Consider the following 19,116-nt stretch of genomic DNA (forward strand, 5'->3'; position numbering starts at 1 on the left):
CTATGCCTCGCCGTATTCGGTCCGCGCCAAGCCGTTGTCGAGGTTGATCGTGGTCCTGAGCCGCAGCCGTTCCGGCGTCGGCGTCATGATCAGGACCCCGTCGATTTCAATCTTGATGCCCATGCTCTTGTCGTTGAGGGTGACCGTGACCTTGGTCGCGCTCTCCTTGAGGCGCGGCTCGAAATTGGCCAGCACCGTCTTGATTTCCCGGGCGAGCGCATCCTTGTCGAAATCGCGGGACGACCGGCCGGAGAAAGAAGGCACGCCGAAGTTCACCACGCTGCGTCGCACTTCCGGGAAGTCGTCGAGTTTCAAGCGGGTCTCGGCGGCCTGTTCGTCCTCGACGTCGGACAGCAGCGGGACGGCATCGAAGCGCTCGGTGTTGAACAGCGCTTCGATGTCGCGGCGCACCGCCTCACGCAGCACACGCGCCGACACAACGATGCCCCTGTTTTCAAGCTCGACCCGGTTGCGGTTGAGGAAGACCAACCTGTGCAGACGCTGTTTGTGATCGGGCGTGAGATCGAGGTCGGAATCGATGGCGCGCGCGCTGCCGCTGGCGAACGCTTCGACACGTTCGCTGCCAAGTTCATTGTCCAGTGCCCGGTGCAGGGCTTCGATTTCAGAGCTTAGTCCTGGCAGGTCGTTCACCAGCCGGTCCCATAGCGATGGCTGCGATGCCTCTCGCCTTGCTTGCTGAACTCCACTGGCCTTCATCATGCAGCACCAGGGCGTTTATGCGGCGCGTCACAAGCCGGTTGCAACGCTCATCTCTTGCGTATGGTCGGTGTCGTAGACCAGCTCGATCGTCTTGTAAGCGAACTGCACGAAGTCCTCGAGCGTGTCGCTGTTGGTCGTGCTGGCACCAAAGCCATAGGACACGACCGATGCTTCCTTCATGGTGACGACGAAGTAGTCGCTCGTCTCGCCGTCGATCGTGCGGCGGCAGGAGATCACCACCTCGTCGAACTGCTTGTTCTCGTGGCATGCCTTGGCGAGATATGGCGACGACATGTCGACGTCCTTGGAGCAGCTCACCGTGCCCAGCGCGACGCGGCCCTTGCGCGACAGCGAGTTGGGATCGAATGGGGCGACCATGTTGAAGGCGACGTTGAATATCTCGATCTCCTCGTCATGGCCGTCGCGGGTGCTCGGACCCTTGATGTCGGGAACCTTCAGGAAGCCGTCGATCTTGGTGGATTTTCTGAGATCGTCATCCGATGCCATTGTCTCTCTCCGTTACTGAACAGTTCAGGACTTGACCGAAGGCAGCTCCGACACGAGCCGAAGCGACGCGTTAATTCCTTCCAGTTGGTAGTGCGGGCGCAGATAGAAGCGGGCGTTGTAGTAGCCGGGACGACCCTCGACGCTATCGACCTGGACCTCGGCCGCGGCGAGCGGACGCTTGGCGCGGGCCTTGTCATCGGCAAATGCCGGGTTGGCGAGCACGTAGCGGTTGATCCACTCGGTCAGCCATATCTGCATGTCGGCACGTTCCTTGAACGAGCCGACCTTGTCGCGCGCGATCGCCTTGAGATAGTGGGCAAAGCGCGACACCGGAAACAGGTAGGGCAGATTGGCGCTGAGGCGCTCGTTGGACTGCGCGTCGGGATCGACGAGCCGTCCGGCACGGGTTTCGTCGTCCTGCAGCGAATGAGCGCCGATGAAGGCGGCAAGATCGGTGTTCTTGCGATGCAGGATCGGCATCAGGCCGAGCTTGGCGAGTTCCGCCTCGCGGCGGTCGTCGATGGCGACTTCGGTCGGGCACTTCATCGCGATCGAGCCGTCGTCGGTCGGGAAGCTGTGCACCGGCAGGTTGATCACCGTGCCGCCGTTCTCGACGCCACGGATCTGGGTGCCCCAGCCGAACAGCTTGTGGCTGCGGTTGATGTTGACGCCCATCGGGAAGGCGGCGTTCATCCAGACATATTTGTGGTGGTCGCCCTGGACCTCCTCTTCGAAGGCGAAACCCTTCACTGGAACGGTGTCGGCGCCATAGGGCAGGCGGGCCAGGACGCGCGGCATGGCAAGGCCGATGTAGCGGGCGTCCTCGCTCTCGCGAAGTGATTGCCATGAGGCATAGGCCGGGTTGGAGACGATCTGCTGCAGGTCCTGCGGGTTGGGCAGTTCCTGCCAGCTGTCCATGCGGAACAGGCGCGGCGAGGCAGCGGCGATGAATGGTGTATGCGCGGAGGCGCAGACGCCGGAGATGTTGCGCAGAAGCCCGACGTCGCGCGGGTGGTTGGAGAACTCGTAGGCGCCGATCAGGCAGCCGAACGGTTCGCCGCCGAACATCGAATATTCGTCGGTGTAGACCTTCTTGAAGACCGGGCTCTGGTCCCACATCTGGCCTTCATAGTCTTCGAGCGTATCGGCCAGCTGCTCCTTGGAGATGTTCATCACCCGGATTTTCAGCTTCTGGTCGGTCTCGGTGTTGTTGACGAGGTACCAGAGGCCGCGCCATGTGCCTTCCATCTCGCGCACTTCGGGTGCGTGCAAGATCTCGTTGAGCTGGACGGTCAGCATCTTGTCGATGCCCGATATCAGCGACTTGATCGACTTGATCGCATTGGACGAGATGGTGGTCGTCTCGGACCGGGACTGGGCGGCTAGCGCCAGATTGCGGACGAGCTGCTGCAGCTTCTCGCTGTCGTCCTTCTTGACCTTGAAGTCCTTCTCCAGGAGGTCGCTGAATTCACCGAGGTCGATGGCCTCCGCCTCGGCGACAGTTGGGCTCTTTTGCTGCTCGGCCATGGCTCTACTCCTCGACCTTGTCGCTGTCCGAGAGCGCCTGGCTGGCGATCTGGCCGAGCAGAGGCTCGTTGTTCAGCAGTTGGGCGATGCGCTTTTCGGCGTCGGCGCGGCCGTCCATGAAGCCCAGCAGCTCTTCCAGCTGGCGGCGCATCTTGAGGATTTCGGCCAGTTGCGGCACCTGCTCGGCGATCTTGTCGGGGGCGAAGTCGCCCATCTTGGAGAAGGTCAGGTCGATCGCCAGCTCTTCCTCCTGCTCAGCACCCTCGGCCTGGGGCAAGGTATTCTTCACCCGCGCCTTCACGCGCGGTCCGAGCGCTTCCATGAAACGCGGGAACCTGTTGGCGTCGGTCTCGACGAAGGTGCGGTCGAGCACCGTCTTCTGCGCCTCCTTGGTCTGCGATGACCCCGCGAGATCGGCCATCACGCCCATCACGAAAGGCAGTTCAATCGTCGTCGGGCTGCCGTAGGTCTCGACGTCATAGGCGATCTGCACGCGCGGAGCGCGGTTACGCTCGATGACCTTTGCTTTGCTTTCGGCTGGCATGCTTGGCTACCTTTCATCCTTCTGAGGCGTCTTCTTGTCAGTTACGCCGGCGAGGAGCCGGAACTCCTTGAGCCCCGAGGGGGCGAGATCTTCCATCAGCTCGACGAAATCCATGTGCACCATGCGGCGCACGCGCCGGGCGAGATGCGGGATCGGGCTCGATGGTTCGGTACGGTCGTAGAAGGCGACGACGAGATCGAGGCATTTGACGACGTCGTCGCGAGAAGTAAGGCGTTCGGGGAGGGCCATGGTCGGTCCCGCATGGTTGGCCACCGGTTCTGCCGCGTGGCCGTTGGGCTGCGCGGCTGCAGGTGCTGAGGGAGCTATCTCGGGCGCTGCCGCCCCGTTGGCAGCCGGCCGCGCGGCGGCTCCGCGCTCGATCGTGGTCAGCATCCTGTCGAGAAACTTCTTGAGCTCCGGGACTGCCGGTCCGGTGCTTTCCAGCCGCTTGTTGAGCGCGCTGTCGAGTGCTCCAAGGGCTGCGCCCGCCGCACGGGCGTCGGCAACCAGTTGCTCCATCGCCGCACCCGCCTGATCGGCCTGGGCAGCGCAGGCGCTGCGCAGGCGGGTCAACAGTTGCTCGTGCTTGGTCGACAGCGCCGCGCGTTCGGCGGTATTCAACCCCTGCGCCGCTTCCTGCAGCATGACACGGTCGTCGAGCGCACCCTGTTCGAGTTCGCGCCCGGTAACAGGGCCAAACCCGCGCGGGGCGAAAAACACCGTTTTCCTGAGGTCGTGGAGCAGGCCGGGTTCCTGGCCGTTCTGCAGGTCGAGCACGGCGTTGATGCGGCGGAGCGCTGCATCGCGCGGCGGCGCATTGGCCCGCAGCGCTGGGTGCATCGTGTCCCAATGGGCGTCGAAGGTGCGGGCGATCAGCATCAGGCCTTCGGCCAGGCCCGCCAGCCCGCGGGAATTGGCCAAGGCGCGGGTGACCAGCGTCAGCAGGCGCAGATCGCGGCCCTGATTGCGCAGTTCGTCGGCTTTTTCGAGAACGGCATCCCAGTCGACGGGAATGCTGACTTCCGCCGTGGGCCGGTTGCGGTCGTCGTGGACGACGTCGGATTGCGGGATGGCGAGGCGCTCGAGCTCGTGGAAGCGCGGATCGTTGCGCAAATCTTCCCCCGACGGGTTTTCACCGTTCAAAGGGTTGAGCCAAAGAGCAAGATCAACCACGCACCCCCCCACGCCATACTCAGGTCGGAAGTAGCCGGTATTCCACTCGATTTCAGTTTTAGCACAGTTCAGGCGCCGCTCAAAGTTGGACGCGTCTAGCCCTTAAGCTTTAGTCACCACGGCCGCGCGAATTGTTATAGTCGTCTGTGGCCAGCATTCGGATGCCGTCCGCGCCGCTCTTGGGCCGGCTTTGTAAAGTCGCGGTTTGTGTGGCAAGTTATGGGGAACGCAGTCCGGCCATTGGAGAAATTCCATGGAACGCAAGGGCGTGCAGCAGCGCAGGTCGTCTCAGGGCTTCAAGCGCAAGGAACTGGTCGGCAAGCTCAATCCCACCTGCTTGCGCGCCTTCAAGGCGGCGGCCGACGCGGCGAAGCTGCGTGGTAACCCTTACGTCGAACTCGTTCATTTTATTGAACAACTTGTTCTTTCGGATCGCTCGGACGTGCAGATGATCCTGGCTGACGCCGGCGTTGATGCTGCCCGGGTCGCCGGCGACATGACGCGCGCCGTCGACAAGCTGCCTTACGGCGCGACCTCGATCGAGGAGTTCTCCGACCACATCTTCCATGCCATCCAGGAAGCCTGGAACCTGGCGACGCTGGAATTCGGCAGCGAGGAAGTACGCAGCGCGCATGTCATTCTTGCTTGCCTGAAGGTGCCGGTGCTGGAAGGGCTGGTGTCGAAGATCAGCACCGAGTTCGACAAGATCGACGCCGACGGCGTGGTCTCGCGTTTTGCCGACGTTGTCGACGGCTCGCTGGAAGGGTCTGTGGGCAGTGCCCCCACGCCCTCCGAAGAGACGCCGCGGCGCCTGCCGTCTGGCGGGGAGTCGGCGCTGGCGAAGTATGCCACCGACCTGACCCAGCGGGCACGCGACGGCAAGATCGACGCTGTCGTCGGCCGCGATCCGGAAATCCGCCAGATCGTCGACATCCTGATGCGCCGCCGCCAAAACAACCCGATCCTGACCGGCGAGGCCGGCGTCGGCAAGACGGCCGTGGTGGAGGGCTTTGCGCTGCGCATCGCTGAGGGCGACGTGCCGCCGATGCTGCAAGGGGTTAGCCTTCGCATGCTCGATGTCGGGCTGATGCAGGCCGGCGCCAGCGTCAAGGGCGAGTTCGAGAAGCGGTTGAAGGCCGTCATCGACGAAGTTCAATCTTCGGAAACGCCCGTGATCCTGTTCATCGACGAGGCGCATACGCTGATTGGCGCCGGAGGTGCTGCCGGCACGGGCGATGCCGCAAACCTGCTGAAGCCGGCGCTGGCGCGCGGCGAGTTGCGCACCATCGCAGCCACCACCTGGGCCGAATACAAGCAGCATATCGAGAAGGACCCCGCACTCACCCGGCGCTTTCAGGTGGTGAAGATCGAGGAGCCCGACGAGGCCGCCGCCATTCTGATGCTGCGCGGCGTCGCCGGCGTGCTCGAAAAGCACCATGAGGTGCAGATCCTCGACGAGGCGATTGAGACGGCCGTCAAGCTGTCGCATCGCTATATCCCGGCACGACAACTGCCCGACAAGGCGGTCAGCCTGCTCGATACGGCCTGCGCCCGTGTCGCCATTTCCCAGCACTCTCGGCCGGGCGAAGTCGAAGACCTGATGCGCCGGCGCCAGGCGCTGGAGGTCGAGCAAGGCATCATCGGTCGCGAAGCGGCGATCGGCATCGAGGTGGAGGACCGCAAGGCGCGCGTCGAGGCCGGGCTGGTCGAGACGGACGCAGCGCTGGTTTTGGCGCAAGCACGATGGGACAAGGAGAAGGCAGCGGTCGCCGAGATCATCGACCTGCGCGCAAAACTGCGCGGGCAGGGCGTGGCGCTTGATCCGGTTGTCGCGGAGGTCGCGCAAACCGAAGTCGCAGGCGAAGAGCCGGTCGCAGCCAATGACGATGCTGCTGCCGATCAAGATGTCGCCGCTGACAGTGTGCCCCCGGTTGAACCGACTGAAACCGCGGAACAGCCGGAGGCGGCCGCCGATCCCGAGGCAGACCTTACGCGGCTCAAGGAGCTGATGGCGGTGCTGGCCGAGGCACAGGGCGAGACGCCGCTGATCCTGCTTTCCGTCGACCGCAATGCGGTGGCGGCGGTGGTGCAGGACTGGACCGGCATTCCTACGGGACGGATGCTGACCAGCCAGACCGAAAAGGCTTTGCGGCTGGCGCAAACCTTGTCCGAACGCGTGGTCGGCCAGGACCATGCGATGGAAATGATCGCCAAGCGCGTGCAGACAAGTCGCGCCGGGCTTGGCGCGCCGGAAAAGCCGGTTGGCGTGTTCCTGCTCTGCGGCCCCTCGGGCGTCGGCAAGACCGAGACGGCACTGGCGCTGGCCGAGACGCTCTATGGCGGTGAACAGAACCTGATCTCAATCAACATGTCGGAGTTCCAGGAAGCCCATACCGTGTCGACGCTGAAGGGCGCGCCTCCAGGATATGTCGGCTACGGCAAGGGCGGCATCCTGACAGAGGCGGTGCGGCGCCGGCCCTATTCGGTGATCCTGCTCGACGAGGTCGAGAAGGCGCATCCCGACGTGCACGAGATCTTCTTCCAGGTCTTCGACAAGGGCATGATGGACGACAGCGAGGGCCGGCGGATCGACTTCAAGAACACGCTGATCCTGCTCACGTCCAATGTCGGTTCCGAGGTCATCATGACCAAGACCAAGGGCGGCGAGCTGCGCGAGAATGTCGAGAACCTCGACGCCGCCTTGCGCGCGCCCTTGCTAAAGGTGTTCCCGGCGGCCTTCATCGGCCGTGTCGTGACGATTCCCTATTATCCGCTGTCAGGCGAGATGATCGAGGCGATCACCCGCCACCAGTTCGGCAAGATCGCGCGCCGGCTGCAGGTCAGCCACGGCGCGGAACTGGTGATCGGCGATGGCGTGATGGAACTGATCAAGGCGCGCTGCACCGAGATCGAGTCCGGCGGCCGCATGATCGATGCGATCCTGACCAACACGCTTTTGCCGGAACTGAGCCGCGGTGTGCTCAACCGCTCGCTCGATGGAGAAAAGCTGACGCGCGTGACAGTCGGCGCGTCAGAAGAGGGGTTCAGCTACGAGTTTGGGTAGGGATGATAGGCTTAGCTGTCATCTACCAGGGATCGTTCCCACCGTCACCGCTGTCACTCTTTTCGCTGCGCTCATTGCTGCTTGGTGTAGCAGGAACGATCGGCTTCTTGACGACTCTTGGCTGGACTGGCGCCGCGACCGCGACTTTCTTCACCGGAGCTGCTTTCTTGACCTGCACTGGCTGCACGGGTTGAACCGTTGCCTGTTCCTCGACTTTCATCATCGAGCCGCAACCGCCCAGCGGTAGAAGCACGGTAGCCATAAGAAGACTGATGGTATGCGAACGCATGTACGTCTCCCCTTTATGAGCCCAGCATGTCCAGACGTGGTCGTGAATCGATCCATTCCTTGCGCAGAAGCGCCATCAGCAAATCACGGGGGTCACGAGGCGCTTCCGTTCCGAGTACGGCATTAGCAGCGTCACGCGATTTGGCACCGAGCTTGCCGTCGACTTCGCCGACATCCTGGCCTGCTCGCTGAAGCGCCAACTGCACTTCTTTGCCGACATCCGAATTGTCGACCTTCTTCAGGTCCGCCTTGGCATCCGCCGAAACGTCCTTGGTGTCGTGCGATGCCGAGAGCGCCAGCAGACGGGCGACTTCGCCGCTGTCGCGCTGCAGCGTCGGGTTTTCCTTGAGCAATTCGGCGGCAAAATAGCCTGCCCAGGCGTCGCCACGCTCGGCACTTTCCCGATACCAGCCAGCCACAGTCTGCACGTCCGCAGTCTTGTCACGCAGCGCCATGCGGCCAAGCAACCGACCAGCATAAGGATGCCCGTTGGCGTGCGCCTTCTGGAACAATTCTGCGGCGCGCGTTGGATCCTTCTGCACACCAGCGCCGTCTCGATAGAGCACGCCGAGCAAGACCATCCCGAAGACATCTTCGCGATCAGCGGATTCAGTGATGAATTTCAATGCGCGAGCATCGTCCTTCTTGACATGCTGTCCGGAGAGGTACTCGCCGCCCAGCATATTCATCGCATAGGTGTGACCTGACTCTGCCGCGCTCGCCACCATTGCCATGCCGCGGTCGATGTCAGGCTTTGTGCCGAGGCCCGTGACCAGCGCCCGTCCCAGTGCATATTGCGAATAGGGATCGCCGCGCTTGGCGCCGGATTCGAACAGCGGGATTGCCTTGGCCGGGTCACGCTCGACCGCTGCACCGAACTGATACAGCCTGCCGAGCAGGTAGCTGGCGCGGACATGGCCGGCGTCGCTGGCGGCGTTGAGTTCGCTCAGCGCGTCCTTGAAATCGCCTTGGGCATAAAGCGCACGGGCGTACTGGTACTTGAACCGGGCGATCTCCGGATGCTGGTCGACGGCTGCCTTGCAGGCGCTCAAAGCCCTAGGCACGTCGATGTCGTTGGGCAGCTTGCCGTCGGCAACCGCCTGCACGTCGAGCGGTTCGGCGGCGAGCGTGTCGCATTCATTGACCGAGACGGCGACGTTGATTGTGATCGGCGCGGGTGCTGCGGTTTTGGCCGCCGGCATCAGCACGACGGTGCGCACCGGCTCCTTGGCGGGCGCCTTGTCGGCGGGCAGGGGGATCGGCTTGACCTCCATGCTGTCGGTGCTCGTATCGGACTTGCCGGCGCTGCCGCTGGTGTTCATCGCCACAGTCTCGGCGACCGGCTTGGCCTCGTCCTCGGCAGCGACGAGCTTGAGCGACGGGCGGATGCGCAGCTTGGTGATGTCCTCGGCCTTGATCAGGTCGCCCTCGGAAACGATCTTGCCGTCGACCGCCACCTGCGTCTCGGGATCGCGCTTTTCCAGGCGGAGCCAGCCGGTCGGCGCGGTACTCGTCGAGCGCACCACCTCTTCGGGCATGGCGGCAAAGCCGGTGCCGATGTCAGAAGCCATCGCAACGAGGATCGGCTTGGCCTGTTCGGGCGCTGCCGGCTTCGGCTCGTCGCCCTGCTGGATGTTGAGCGCCGGCTTGACCTGCGCCTCGGCGACGGCCTGGGCGTCGACGACGACGCGGACGATGCCGCTGGCACTACGGCCACCGTCGGTGGTGACGGTGTAGCGCACCTCATCACTGGTCATGTCGGCGGAAGCCGGCTTGAACATGACTTCTTCGATGCGGTCGGCCGCAATCTTGCTGTCGAGGTTGAGCTGCTGGTCGCCGAGCCAAAGCGTGCCCTTGTCGGGCAGCTTGGTGAAGTTGATCGTCAGCTCGGCATTGCCGCTGGTGATCGGCGGCGAGATGCGCAGCGCCACTTCCTTGGGAGCCGGCGGCACGCGAACTTCGCGCATATCCTCTATAATCAACAGGTTCTGCCGGGTTACGAAGAAGAAGGATGAAGTAAGGCTCGATGCATCCCAAGGTGTCTGCCGACCTTCGGTGCGCTTGATGACTTCGGCACGGATGTCGCTGAGCAACTTCCTGACCTCGACATTCGGCTTCAGCGCGTATTCGGCGAAGGTGCCGGTGAACGGGCTCAAGCCGTCATTGCCGTCGAGCGCGACACGGTCGGGCGCGGTCGAATAGACGATGAGCGTGCCATCTTGGGGAGCAACCGAAGCGAGGCCCTTCTTGCCTTCGACGGCGACCTTGGCCTGGCCGACATAATAGGAATTGTTGGCGAAGGGATTGTCGCGGCAAGCGTCGAGGATCGCGATCTGCAGCGAGGAGGTTTCGCGCATGTATTCGAGCAGGCTCGACATGTTGTAGGCTTGGACCTCGAGGTCGTAGGAGGTCGCAAGGGTGGCATCGACCGGCAGCATGAAATTGTGGCCGCCGACCTGCACCGCGTGGCCGCTGTAATAGAACAGCGCGACGTCGCCATCGTTCAGCGTCCGGAGGAAGCCAAGAATGGTTTCCTCCAGGCCCTTCTTGTCGAGGTTCTTGCCGAGCGTGACCTCGAAATTGGCGCGCTCCAGCACCTCGCGGATGCGATCGGCGTCATTGGCGGCATTGGGCAGCTGGGCAAGATGCTGGTAGGCACTGTTGCCGATGACCAGCGCCGCGCGGCGGCCGGACACGCCGTCAGCCGCGAAGGCAGTGCTCAGGGCAAGCAGCAAGAGGAAACCGCAGGCGGCGAGGGCACCAGTCAGGCGCTTGAAAATGCCAGCATTAAGAGCGGGCAAGCAGCCTTCGCATACCATGAACTGCTCCTTCCGGACACGCAGTCTTTACAGGCTTGGCACGGCTTGCATTTGTTAGCGTTGAAGCATCCTCCTCACACCGACCGGTGTCAACGTGGTCGATATAGATCAAACGGTCTATTGCCGGCCCAAAGAACTGCCCTGCGAGCAAAAGTCCCCATCGCGAAAATCCGTGTTATTGTCAGTCCGGTGATCGAAAAATCGCAGGTGTGAAGCAATGGCCGAACGGCGCTCACGCATGGATGGAACCAGGTCATGACGCCGGAGGACAAGACACGTATCGCGCCCGATACGGGTGTCCATCAGGGCGTCCAGCTCAACGGCATCTACGAAATCGACGAGCATATCGCCACCGGCGGCATGGGCGAGGTCTATCGCGGCCACAACATCCAGACTGGCGATCCCGTTGCGATCAAGGTGGTGCTGCGCGAATTCGCACGCGACCAGGGCATTCTGGCGCTGTTTCGCAAAGAGGCGTCGATCCTCAATCACCTCTCCAACGACGCCATCGTGCGCTATCACGTCTTCACCATCGACCCGACGATCGGCCGGCCCTATCTGGCCATGGAGTTCGTCGACGGCCAATCGCTGGGCGAGCGCATCCGAAATGGCCCTCTCGACACGCGCGAAGCCCGCAAGATGCTGAGCCGGGTGGCTTCCGGCCTGTCGGTGGCGCATGAGGCCGGCGTCATCCACCGCGACCTGTCGCCCGACAATATCGTCCTGCCCGGCGGCAAGGTCGAAAAGACCAAGATCATCGATTTCGGCATCGCGCGCTCGGCCAATGTCGGCGGCGGCACGCTGCTCGGCGGCAGCTTCGCCGGCAAATACAGTTTTGTTTCCCCAGAACAACTGGGTCTGTATGGCGGTGAGATTACCGACCAGTCCGACATCTACAGCCTCGGCCTGGTGCTGGCAGCCGCCTTGCGTGGCAAGCAGCTCGACATGGGCGGATCGCCGGTCGAGGTGATCGAGAAACGGCGGACGGTGCCAGACCTTTCCGCCATCGACCCCGATCTTCTGCCGTTGCTGCAGTCGATGCTGCAGCCCGACCCCAGGGATCGCCCGGAAAGTGCCGCGGCTATCGTCGAATGGCTGCGCGAGACCAGCGGGGCGACGGCGCCTCCCGTCACGCTACCCGGCGTGCCATCGCATGACCAGGAGCAGCGCAAGCCTGCCGAGGCCTGGCGGCCGCCGGGCTCGCCATCGAGCGGGCAGAAGCCGATGCCGCCCGAGGCAGTGCTGCCGCGCGATGCGCCGTGGCGCACGGCTGGAACGACGGGCAGGCCGATGCCCGACATCAGGCAGAAGACGGCTCCCAAGGTCGCACCTGCGGCGAACGCGCCCAAATCCCGGCGCGGCGCACTGGTCGGCACGGTCTTGCTGGCCACTGTCGCAGCCCTGGGTGGCGGCGCCTATTTTTCGGGACTGCTGGACGGATTCTTGACCGGCGTTACGAAGGTCACATCGGGGGACGAAACGGCAGGCGGCAAACTCACGCCTGCGCCGCCAGCACCCAAGGAGACAGCCCAGCCGCCGGTAGCACCGTTGCCTGAGCCCGCACCCGTCACCGAGGCCAAAGCGCCCGCACCGACTGAGATCGCCAAACCGAAACCGGCGGAGCCAGCCAAGCCAGTGGCGATGCCGGCGCCGCCGAAGGCTGCTGTCAGCGCTGCCGACTGGTTCAAGGCCTTCGATGGCGGTCCTTGCTTCTATGCTTCGGTGGCCAACGCATCGGCGCCGAGCCCAGAAGTGGAGGGGCTTGCGACCTCCAAGGCGCCGTTCGACAAGCTGAGCCGCGACTTCGCCTCCGCCTTCGGCAGCGGTCCCAAGGTCAATCCGAGGATGATCGAACGGGAGCAATGCCCGGTCGCCGATTTCCTGGAGGCTGTGCATCCGGATAATGGCAAGGGGCCGACCCTGCAGTTGAACAAGGACAACCTCAAGGTCGGAGACTCGCTGCAGGGTACGCTGAGCCGGACCGGCAGCCGCAACGTCAACCTGCTCCTGATCGGCAAGGATGGCGTCGTCTACAATTTCGCCAGCCTGCTCAAGAAGTCCGGCCCCGACGAGTCGAGCTTCAGCATGAAGCTGTTCCCGCTCAACGACCAGGAGGCAACGGCACCCGAACCGCATCTGATCGTGGCGCTGGCGAGCGACAACGGCATCAAGGCGGCCGACATCAAGGATCCCGAGCTGGCCTCCGACCTGTTCCCGAAAATCCGCACGGAGATCGAAGCGCAGCCGAACGCCGCCGGCGTCGCCTTCGGTTATTTCCTGTTCGACCGCTGAATTGAGGCTTCAGCCCGCCGCGAGCGCCTGCTGCGGCCAGCGCTGCAGTGCTTCACGACCCGTATCGGTCAGGTCGTAGATGCCGCGATCGACGCGCACGAACCAGCCATAGACATTGTCCTGCAGGATTTTTGGCGCACGCGACACTGCCTGGCTCAGGTCGCGCGGCCGCCTGGGGCCGTCAACCAGTGCTACGGCACATTTCAGCGCATCCTGGCGATAGGCGGTCATGATCGGGGCGCGAGAGCCACCGCCGACAACCGGATCGCCCTGCCTGCGGCGATGTTCTGAAACAAGACGTGAGCGGCGCTTGGGATCTCTCCGGGGGGCGGGCGCCTCCGGACTGAGCAACACTTCGACCCGCTCGTCGTCGAAGATACCGAGCAGGCCGAAACCCAGCCGCCGGCACAAGTTGCGGAACCTCTTGTCACCCTCGCGGCCCTTGCCACGCGGCGACATGCGGGCGGCGAGCCAGATCTCGTCGGCGGCGGCGGCACGGTCGACGCCTTGCAGGATCAGCTCGAGATTGAACTGCAGCTTCAGCTCGCAGACGACGACGATCGGCGGCGCGTCGTTGCTCAGCGCCAGCAGGTCGCAGCCGCCGATCTCGCCCTTGACCTCGAAGCCGAGGCCTTCGAGGAAGCGCTTCACGGGGCTGTAGAGTGCCGTCTCCAGCAACAGGCTTTTCCTTCATGCTGCCCGGGGCGGGCCGACGAATCATCTTCGCCATTGTGCCGATGCGCTCGGCATAGTCGAGCAAATGGCAGGAGCGCTGGCGGCGCTCATTGATCAACTGATGACTTTGAGGGATAGTCGGCGCCATTGGTTCAGGAGCCTTGGGCGTATGCGTACACCGGTTGCCAACCAGATCAGGAAGCGCAGGGCCGTCTCCGACGCGCTCGGCCGCCACAAGGTATTCGTCAGTTCCAGGCTGTTTCGTGGTGACGGGCAGACCGTGTCGCGGGTGCTGGTCTCGGGCCAGTATTATGACGTCAACGACGCCTTGCTCGACAGGCTGATGGCGGGCGCGACGCCGAAGGAGCTGGAACTTGAACCTGCTCCGGAAGATGCGGCGCGCTAGGCCGGGATGGCAGCGGAAAAGCTTCGCACCTACCGGCAAAAGCGCGATTTTTCCCGGACGCGCGAGCCACGCGGCGTCGAACAGGCGAGCGAGGGCAATCGCTTCGTCGTGCACAAGCACCATGCCACCGCCGATCACTACGATCTCCGGCTCGAACTTGATGGCGTGCTGAAAAGCTGGGCCGTGCCGCGCGGGCCGTCGCTCAACCCGGCCGACAAGCGGCTCGCGGTCGAGACCGAGGATCATCCGCTCGACTACATCGACTTCGAGGGGCTGATCCCGGAAGGCGAGTATGGCGGCGGGCCGATGATCGTCTGGGACGCTGGCGTATGGGCGCCGATGGAGGATGTGCTGACATCGCTCGAGAAAGGCGCGTTCAAGTTCCGGCTGTGGGGCGAAAAGCTCAGGGGCGGCTGGATGCTGGCGCGGCTGAAGCCGAAATCAGGCGAGGACAAGCGCAACTGGCTGCTGTTCAAGGAACACGATCCGGCAGCCGACGAGGCGTCGGACATCCTCGAAACGCGGCCCGAAAGCGTGAAGTCGGGGCGGCGTATCGAGGAGCTGGTCGCAGCGCCGAAAAAGCCGCCCTCGAAACCCGGAGACCTCAAGCCCGGCAAGCTTGCGGGTGCGGTGCGGGCGCCGATGCCGGCGCGGATCGAACCGCAGTTGGCGACCGCGGCGCCCAAGCCGCCGTCGGGCGAGGGATGGCTGCACGAGATCAAATTCGATGGCTATCGGACCATGGTGCATTTCGAAGGCGGCGCAGCCAAGCTGATCACCCGCAGCGGCATCGACTGGACAAAACGTTATGGCAAGCTCGCGGCGGCCTTCCGCGACCTGCCATGCACTGACGCCGTCATCGATGGCGAGATCGTCGTGCTCGACGACAAGGGCATCAGTCGGTTTGCCGCCCTGCAGGACGCGCTGGCCAGCGGACACGACGAACTTCTGGTGTTCTACGCCTTCGACCTTCTCCATCTCAACGGCTGGGACTTGAAGGGCACGGAGCTCGGCAAGCGCAAGGCCATGCTGGAGACGCTGCTCGCCGGCCATGTCCATGCGCAGTCGGCGCTGCAGCTGAGCGGACATGTCGAGGGCGACGGCCAGGCGCTGTACGACCAGGCAACAGAGATGGGGCTCGAGGGTGTGGTGTCGAAGCGCGCCTCTGCGCATTACACCTCCGGGCGTTCGCACAGCTGGTCCAAGACCAAGGCGCTGAAATCAGACGATTTCGTTATTGCAGGCTACACGACATCACAAGCTGCGGAGGGGCTTGCGGCACTCGCGCTCGGTGAATGGGTCGATGGCGAACTGCAGTATCGCGGCAAAGTTGGAACCGGCTTCGACGCCGAGACGTTGCAGTCTTTGCTGCACCGGCTGGAAGGCCTGCGCGAGGGTGCGGCAAAGCTCGATGGCGCGCCGAAGGAGGTGATCCCAGTGCGGCCCGTGCTCAACGCCCATATCCATTTTGCCAATCGCACCACCGACAATGCGTTGCGTCACGCGGTGTTCAAGGGGCTGCGCGAGGCCGAGCTGTCTGACGTACCCCAGGCTCCGCGTAAGCGGCTGATTACCGATGCGGACCTAGCCAGTATCTCGATCACCAATCCGGAGCGCCGGGTTCTCGGCAAATCCGGGCCGACCAAGCTCGACGTCGCCGTCTACTACGCCGCCGTCGGCGATTTCATGCTGCCGCATATCGTGGGACGGCCGGTGTCGCTGTTTCGCTGTCCGACCGGCCAGCCGAAGGACTGCTTCTTTCAGCGCCATGCCTTCAAGGGCATGCCGGCGACGATCGCATTCTTCGAGACCAAGAATTCGGACGACGAGAGCAAGACCTACATCTCGGTGGAGGACGCCAAGGGTTACCTCGCGCTGGCGCAATTCGGCGTCATCGAGTTCCACGTCTGGGGTGCGCTGCGCAAACGCCTGGACAAGCCCGACCGGATCGTCTTCGACCTCGATCCGGGCGAGGGCATCGGCTGGCGCGAGGTTGTCGAGGCCGCCGTGCATGTCCGCGACGAGCTGACGAAGATGGGCATAGTGCCTTTCGTGAAGACCTCGGGCGGCAGCGGTATCCATGTCGTTGTGCCGACAACAGGAAAGCTCGGCTGGAAGCAGTTTCATCAGGCAAGCAGTGAAATCTCGTCGCGGATCGCTAGGACCGCGCCCGACACCTTCACCACCGTGATGGGCAAAGACAACCGGAAGAAGCGCATCTTCATCGACTTCCACCGCAACGCGCGCAGCGCGACTGCTGCGGCACCCTACAGTCTTCGCGCCCGCACCAACATGCCGGCGTCGACACCGCTCAGCTGGTCGGATCTCGAGTCCATCGACGCTCCAGCCGATTTGAACTATTCTTCGCTTCCCGGACTTGTGGCCAGGTCGGGCGATCCTTGGGCTGAGATATCAGATCATGCCAAGGACTTTCCGGCCGAGGTCATCGCCAAGAGTAAGTCTTGAACCAGAGTATGTCTTGAGTTGTGTCGCGTAGGAGACAAGCATGGCACCAAGGGCAAGTTGGAAGGGGTATCTGAAACTCAGCCTGGTCAGCTGCCCGGTACGGCTGTACCCGGCGACCAGCACGAGCGAGCGCATCAGCTTCAATCAGCTGCACAAGGACACGCATAACCGGATCAACATGAAAGCAGTCGATCCGGAACTCGGCCTCGTCGAGCGCTCCGACCTCGTCAAGGGCTACGAATACGAAGACAAGAAATACATCATCATCGACGAAGCTGACATCGACAGCGTCAAGATCGAATCCAATCACACGATGAACATCGAAGCCTTCGTCGATGAAAACTCCGTCGACGTCATCTATCAGGACGCGCCCTATTATCTGGCGCCCGATGGCGCGATGGCGGAGGAGACCTTCGCCGTGCTGCGCGAGGCGCTGCGCAAGTCGGGCAAGCTCGCCATCGCCCGCCTCGTCCTGTCGAGCCGTGAGCGCGTGGTCACCATCGGTGCTCGCGAGAACGGCATGTTCGTCTGCACCTTGCGCAATCCCAGCGAAGTGCGCGGCACGGCTGAATATTTCGGCAACATCCCGGCCGGCAAGCCTGAACCTGAAATGCTCGAACTCGCGGAGGCGCTGATCAAGCAGAAGCACACGACGTTCGATCCGAAGAATTACGAGGACCGCTACGAGATCGCCTTGATGAAGATGATCAAGGAGAAGCTGAAGGGGCACAAGCCGATCATCGCGGCCGCTCCCGAGCGTGGCAACGTGATCAACCTGATGGATGCGCTGAAGGCCAGCCTCGGCCAAGCCAAACCACCGGCCAAGAGCAAGACCAAGGCCGAACCGGCGGCAGAGAAGCCGGCAGTCGCGGCCGCTGGCGGTGGCAAGGCAGCGAAAGGCAAGAAGTGACGGCACTTTCGGGCAGGATCTTTGGCCTGGTCGGTGCGCTCGCCGCATTTCCCAGGCGGCTCGCCGTGCGCGAGGTCGCTCGCCAGGGCGGCGAGCTGCAGCATGGCGTGACACGGCGCACGAGCGATGTCGTTATCGGACGTATGTTGCTCGCCAAGCTCGCCGAGGCCCAACTGGAAGCGCGGCTCACTGTGGCGCTTGCCTCGGGCCGTCCGGTGCTCAGCGAGAACGGGTTTCTCCGAGCGCTTGGCCTGCTGGACCGGGTCGAGGGCGCGGAAATGACCCGGCAATCGCTGGTCGAGCAGTCACGCATCGCACCACGCGCTTTCGACTTCCTGTCGCTGTTCGACGCCTTCGAAGGCGACAGCGAGCCCTACGCGTTTCGCGACCTGATCCTGGCCAGGAAATATGCCGCGCTCTTGGCCGGCGGCGCGACGTGGAGCGCCATCGCCAGGTCGGTGCAACGCTCGGGCGCTGTCGCATCGTTGAGCGCGCTGTCGCTGCATGCCGACGGCAAGGACACGATCTACGCCCGCCTTGGCGCTGATCTCGCTGAACTGGACGGCCAGCGGCTGCTGCCGTTGGGGCGAACCGCCGATGCCGAGCTCGAGGACATGTTCGTGCTTGCCGAAGAAGCGGAAGAGGGCGGCTCCTATGCCGAGGCCGCTGCTCTCTATGGGCGCTGCCTGGCCGCCGACCCAAGTGACAGCGTGGCGGCCTTCAACCGCGCCAACTGCCTGCGCGCGGCCGGCAACAGCCAGGAGGCGATGCAGACCTATCTCAGGGCGATCAAGCTCGACCCGAAATTCGTCGAAGCCTGGTTCAATCTCGGCGGCCTGTTTGCCGCCGAAGGTAAGGTGCACACCGCACGGCGCCACCTCAAGAAGGCCGTGGCCCTCGACCCAACCTATGCCGATGCGATGTTCAATCTCGCCAACCTCGAATACGAGGCCGGGGATCTCGCCGAAGCAAGGCGCTGGTGGTCGCACTATCTCGAACTCGACGGCACGTCCGAATGGGCCAAGACCGCCGCCAAAGGCATCCAGTATGCCGATCTGCATCTCAGGGAACGAACGGCAAGCTAGATGGCGGTGAACTTTCTTTTCGATGGTCCCGAAGACGCTGAAATCACCGTGCTTCTGGCCCATGGCGCGGGCGCGCCGATGGACTCGGCGTCGATGACTGCTGCCGCCAACGCGCTTGCCAAGGCCGGTCTGCGCGTGGCGCGCTTCGAATTCGGCTACATGGCGGCACGGCGTAGCGAAGGTTCGCGTAAGCCGCCGCCAAGGGCTGAGACGCTCAATCCAGAATACAAGGCTGCCGCCGCCCAACTGGCCGCCAAAGGACCGCTCATTATTGGCGGCAAGTCGATGGGCGGGCGTGTTGCCAGCATGGTCGCCGACGAGTTGCTTGCGGCCGGCAAGATCGCCGGGCTTCTGTGCCTGGGTTATCCGTTCCACCCGCCGGCCAAGCCGACGCAATTGCGCACCAAGCACCTCGCGGCGCTCGAGACGCCGACACTGATCGTGCAGGGCACGCGCGATGAGTTCGGCACGGTCAAGGAGGTTCCCAACTACGAACTGTCCGATCGCATCGAGCTGCTGTGGCTCGAGGATGGCGACCACGATCTCAAGCCGCGCAAGAGCATTTCCGGCTTCTCCGCCGCCGACCACCTGAAAACGTTGGGCGATGCGGTTGTTGCTTGGTCGGCCCGGCTGACCTGAG

General features: G+C 63.5%; 15 protein-coding genes. 7 read left to right on the forward strand and 8 right to left on the reverse strand.

Translation table 11 applies throughout. From position 1 onward, the window contains the following. The 5 genes from tssE to tssA are packed head-to-tail and all read right to left on the reverse strand — an operon-like array spanning position 1 to position 4,471. Positions 1 to 720, reverse strand: a complete 720-nt coding sequence (tssE, locus tag ACSQ3E_RS12185; RefSeq protein WP_436122894.1) for a type VI secretion system baseplate subunit TssE — start codon at positions 718 to 720, stop codon at positions 1 to 3. A 27-nt stretch (positions 721 to 747) separates the two neighbouring features. Next, on the reverse strand, positions 748 to 1,227 hold the full coding sequence (locus ACSQ3E_RS12190; RefSeq protein WP_055976595.1) for a type VI secretion system tube protein Hcp: 480 nt from the start codon (positions 1,225 to 1,227) through the stop codon (positions 748 to 750). A 24-nt stretch (positions 1,228 to 1,251) separates the two neighbouring features. Then, the gene (tssC, locus tag ACSQ3E_RS12195) at positions 1,252 to 2,754 is read right to left on the reverse strand and encodes a type VI secretion system contractile sheath large subunit (protein ID WP_310318963.1); all 1,503 of its coding nucleotides are present in this window, start codon (positions 2,752 to 2,754) and stop codon (positions 1,252 to 1,254) included. A 4-nt stretch (positions 2,755 to 2,758) separates the two neighbouring features. After that, the gene (gene tssB / locus ACSQ3E_RS12200; RefSeq protein WP_115732040.1) at positions 2,759 to 3,298 is read right to left on the reverse strand and encodes a type VI secretion system contractile sheath small subunit; all 540 of its coding nucleotides are present in this window, start codon (positions 3,296 to 3,298) and stop codon (positions 2,759 to 2,761) included. Between the two features lie 6 nt (positions 3,299 to 3,304). Further along, on the reverse strand, positions 3,305 to 4,471 hold the full coding sequence (gene tssA, locus ACSQ3E_RS12205) for a type VI secretion system protein TssA (protein ID WP_436122895.1): 1,167 nt from the start codon (positions 4,469 to 4,471) through the stop codon (positions 3,305 to 3,307). Between the two features lie 268 nt (positions 4,472 to 4,739). Here tssA and tssH point away from each other — a divergent pair, with 268 nt between their 5' ends. Next, entirely contained in the window at positions 4,740 to 7,535 is a 2,796-nt protein-coding gene (gene tssH / locus ACSQ3E_RS12210; protein ID WP_436122978.1) for a type VI secretion system ATPase TssH, read from the forward strand. A gap of 22 nt (positions 7,536 to 7,557) precedes the next feature. On the opposite strand, the gene ACSQ3E_RS12215 is transcribed toward tssH, so the two are convergent. After that, positions 7,558 to 7,824: a hypothetical protein gene (locus ACSQ3E_RS12215; RefSeq protein WP_436122896.1), complete on the reverse strand. Its 267-nt coding sequence runs from the start codon at positions 7,822 to 7,824 to the stop codon at positions 7,558 to 7,560. A 13-nt stretch (positions 7,825 to 7,837) separates the two neighbouring features. After that, positions 7,838 to 10,624: a caspase family protein gene (locus ACSQ3E_RS12220; protein ID WP_436122897.1), complete on the reverse strand. Its 2,787-nt coding sequence runs from the start codon at positions 10,622 to 10,624 to the stop codon at positions 7,838 to 7,840. A 273-nt stretch (positions 10,625 to 10,897) separates the two neighbouring features. On the opposite strand from ACSQ3E_RS12220, the gene ACSQ3E_RS12225 reads away from it, so the two are divergent. After that, positions 10,898 to 12,934, forward strand: coding sequence for a protein kinase domain-containing protein (locus ACSQ3E_RS12225; protein ID WP_436122898.1), 2,037 nt, complete (start codon positions 10,898 to 10,900; stop codon positions 12,932 to 12,934). Between the two features lie 9 nt (positions 12,935 to 12,943). On the opposite strand, the gene ACSQ3E_RS12230 is transcribed toward ACSQ3E_RS12225, so the two are convergent. Further along, on the reverse strand, positions 12,944 to 13,612 hold the full coding sequence (locus tag ACSQ3E_RS12230; RefSeq protein WP_436122899.1) for a DUF2161 domain-containing phosphodiesterase: 669 nt from the start codon (positions 13,610 to 13,612) through the stop codon (positions 12,944 to 12,946). Positions 13,613 to 13,778: 166 nt separating this feature from the next. Between ACSQ3E_RS12230 and ACSQ3E_RS12235 the strand changes: the two genes are divergently transcribed. Genes ACSQ3E_RS12235 through ACSQ3E_RS12255 form a run of 5 tightly spaced genes read left to right on the forward strand, consistent with a single transcriptional unit; the run spans position 13,779 to position 19,115 of the window. Continuing rightward, entirely contained in the window at positions 13,779 to 14,015 is a 237-nt protein-coding gene (locus tag ACSQ3E_RS12235; RefSeq protein ID WP_310318981.1) for a hypothetical protein, read from the forward strand. A 6-nt stretch (positions 14,016 to 14,021) separates the two neighbouring features. Further along, entirely contained in the window at positions 14,022 to 16,481 is a 2,460-nt protein-coding gene (ligD, locus tag ACSQ3E_RS12240) for a DNA ligase D (protein WP_436122900.1), read from the forward strand. A gap of 40 nt (positions 16,482 to 16,521) precedes the next feature. After that, positions 16,522 to 17,391 carry a Ku protein gene (locus ACSQ3E_RS12245; RefSeq protein ID WP_310318984.1) on the forward strand — a complete coding sequence of 290 codons (870 nt, stop codon included), beginning with the start codon at positions 16,522 to 16,524 and terminating at the stop codon, positions 17,389 to 17,391. Further along, entirely contained in the window at positions 17,388 to 18,476 is a 1,089-nt protein-coding gene (locus ACSQ3E_RS12250; RefSeq protein WP_436122901.1) for a tetratricopeptide repeat protein, read from the forward strand. Before ACSQ3E_RS12245 ends, ACSQ3E_RS12250 begins: the two co-directional genes overlap by 4 nt. Next, complete coding sequence (locus ACSQ3E_RS12255) at positions 18,477 to 19,115, forward strand: alpha/beta hydrolase family protein (RefSeq protein WP_436122902.1); 639 nt, start codon at positions 18,477 to 18,479, stop codon at positions 19,113 to 19,115. Position 19,116: the final 1 nt, after the last annotated feature.

This window comes from Aminobacter sp. LjRoot7, assembly GCF_964252895.1.
Lineage (GTDB): Bacteria > Pseudomonadota > Alphaproteobacteria > Rhizobiales > Rhizobiaceae > Aminobacter > Aminobacter aminovorans_B.

Coding starts and splice junctions, on each gene's coding strand:
- ACSQ3E_RS12190 (WP_055976595.1), bottom strand. CDS start 1,227: ATGGCATCGGATGACGATCTCAGAAAATCCACCAAGATCGACGGCTTC.
- ACSQ3E_RS12235 (WP_310318981.1), top strand. CDS start 13,779: ATGCGTACACCGGTTGCCAACCAGATCAGGAAGCGCAGGGCCGTCTCC.
- ACSQ3E_RS12215 (WP_436122896.1), bottom strand. CDS start 7,824: ATGCGTTCGCATACCATCAGTCTTCTTATGGCTACCGTGCTTCTACCG.
- tssB (WP_115732040.1), bottom strand. CDS start 3,298: ATGCCAGCCGAAAGCAAAGCAAAGGTCATCGAGCGTAACCGCGCTCCG.
- tssE (WP_436122894.1), bottom strand. CDS start 720: ATGATGAAGGCCAGTGGAGTTCAGCAAGCAAGGCGAGAGGCATCGCAG.
- ACSQ3E_RS12245 (WP_310318984.1), top strand. CDS start 16,522: ATGGCACCAAGGGCAAGTTGGAAGGGGTATCTGAAACTCAGCCTGGTC.
- ACSQ3E_RS12225 (WP_436122898.1), top strand. CDS start 10,898: ATGACGCCGGAGGACAAGACACGTATCGCGCCCGATACGGGTGTCCAT.
- tssC (WP_310318963.1), bottom strand. CDS start 2,754: ATGGCCGAGCAGCAAAAGAGCCCAACTGTCGCCGAGGCGGAGGCCATC.
- ligD (WP_436122900.1), top strand. CDS start 14,022: ATGGCAGCGGAAAAGCTTCGCACCTACCGGCAAAAGCGCGATTTTTCC.
- ACSQ3E_RS12255 (WP_436122902.1), top strand. CDS start 18,477: ATGGCGGTGAACTTTCTTTTCGATGGTCCCGAAGACGCTGAAATCACC.